Annotated in this window: 1 protein-coding gene; it reads right to left on the reverse strand. The window is 74.7% G+C overall.

Annotation, left to right across the window (positions count from 1 at the left end; genetic code table 11):
* The coding region (locus ACGFZP_RS39410) for a beta-ketoacyl synthase N-terminal-like domain-containing protein (protein WP_392942304.1) at nucleotides 1–2,133 on the reverse strand (2,133 nt) is incomplete at both ends.

Genomic DNA, 2,133 nt, shown 5'->3' on the forward strand with positions numbered 1-2,133 from the left:
CCGGTGTCCTCGCGGGCGGTGCCGGTGACCAGGCCGGGGGCCTCCTCGCCGCGGGCCAGCGCCGCCAGGGCGTCCAGGAGCTCCCCGCGCCGGGATCCGACCACCACCGCCCGACGACCGAACAACGTCCGGCTGTTGACGAGTGCGGCGGCGACCTGTCCGACTCCGGCCTCGGGCCGGGCGAGCAGGGCCTTGTGCAGCCGGGCGGCCTGGTCGCCCAGGGCCTCGGGCGTGGTGGCCGAGACCACCCACGCGGTCGGGCCCTCGGCCTCGGCGGCCGCCTGCGCCGCATCCCCGGCCGCGGGCTGCTCCAGGATGACGTGGGCGTTGGTGCCGCTGACCCCGAACGCGGAGACGGCGGCCCGGCGCGGACGCCCGGCCTCCGGCCAGGCGCGCTCCTCGGTGAGCAGCCGGACCGCGCCGACCGTCCAGTCCACGTGGTGGGTGGGCTCCTCCACGTGCAGGGTCTGCGGGAGGACGCCGTGCTGCATCGCCATGACCATCTTGATCACGCCGCCAACGCCCGCCGCCGCCTGGGTGTGGCCGATGTTGGACTTCAACGAGCCCAGCCAGAGCGGCTCTTCACGCTCCTGGCCGTAGGTGGCGAGCAGGGCGTTGGCCTCGATCGGGTCGCCCAGCGAGGTGCCGGTGCCGTGCGCCTCGACGGCGTCCACCTCGGCCGGGGTGAGGCCGGCCCGGTCGAGGGCCTGGCGGATCACCCGCTCCTGGGCGGGGCCGTTGGGGGCGGTCAGGCCGTTGCTGGCGCCGTCCTGGTTGATCGCGGTACCGCGGATCACCGCCAGCACCTGGTGGCCGTTGCGGCGGGCGTCCGAGAGCCGTTCGAGCAGGACCAGGCCGACGCCCTCGGCCCAACCGGTGCCGTCGGCCGAGGAGGAGAACGCCTTGCAGCGGCCGTCCGCGGCGAGGGCGCGCTGGCGGCTGAACTCCACGAAGCCGCTGGGGGTGGCCATCACGGTCACACCGCCGGCCAGGGCGAGCGTGCACTCGCCCTGCTGGAGGGCCTGCGCGGCCATGTGCATCGCGACGAGCGAGGAGGAGCAGGCGGTGTCGACGGTGACCGCCGGACCCTCCAGGCCGAGGGTGTAGGAGATCCGGCCGGAGGCCACGCTGCCGGTGCCGTTGATGCCGATCTGGCCCTCGAACTCCTCGGGCATCTGGCTCAGGAAGCGGCCGGCGTAGTCCTGGTACATCACGCCCGCGTACACGCCGGTGCGGCTGCCCCGGACGGTGGTCGGGTCGATGCCGGCCCGCTCGAAGGCCTCCCAGGAGGTCTCCAGCAGCAGGCGCTGCTGCGGGTCCATGGTGAGCGCCTCGCGCGGCGAGATGCCGAAGAAGGCGGGGTCGAACTCGCCCGCGCCGTGCAGGAATCCGCCCTCGCGGGCGTAGCTGGTGCCCGGGTGGTCCGGGTCCGGGTGGTAGAGGTTCTCCAGATCCCAGCCGCGGTCCGTCGGGAAGGTGCTGATGCCGTCCCGGCCTTCGGTGACCAGCTGCCACAGGTCCTCCGGCGAGGCGACCCCGCCGGGGAAGCGGCAGGCCATGCCGACGATCGCGATCGGGTCTTCGGTGCCGGCGGTCTGCGTGGAGGCCTCCACCGTCCGTGCGCTTCCGGAGATCTGGCGTTCGATCAGGTCGGCGATGGCGGCGGGGGAGGGGTGGTCGAAGACCAGGGTGGTGGAGAGGGCGAGGCCGGTGGCCTTGTTGAGGCGGTTGCGCAGCTCGACCGCCATCAGGGAGTCGAACCCGAGCTCCCGGAACGGCCGTTGGGCGTTGATGGCGCCGTTGTCGCTCTGGCCGATGACGGCGGCGACCTGGGTGGTGACCAGGTCGACCAGGGCCTGGGTGCGGTCGCGGCCGGTGAGGGCGGCGAGCCGCTGGGCCAGGCCGGGCTCCACACCGGCCCGGGCGGTGGTGCGGTGGACGCCCGCCAGGCCGCGCAGCAGGTGCGGTACGGCGCCCGAGGCCGCCTGCGAGCGGAGGGCGGCCGGGTCGAGCTTGGCCGGCACCGTCAGGGGGAGACCGGTGGCCAGGGCGGCGTCGAAGAGGTCGAGGCCCTGGGTGGCGGTGAGCGGGTGGACGCCGCTCCGGCTGAGGCGGGTGAGGTCGGCTTCGGTG

Source organism: Kitasatospora sp. NPDC048239 (assembly GCF_043202015.1).
Taxonomy (GTDB): Bacteria; Actinomycetota; Actinomycetes; order Streptomycetales; family Streptomycetaceae; genus Kitasatospora.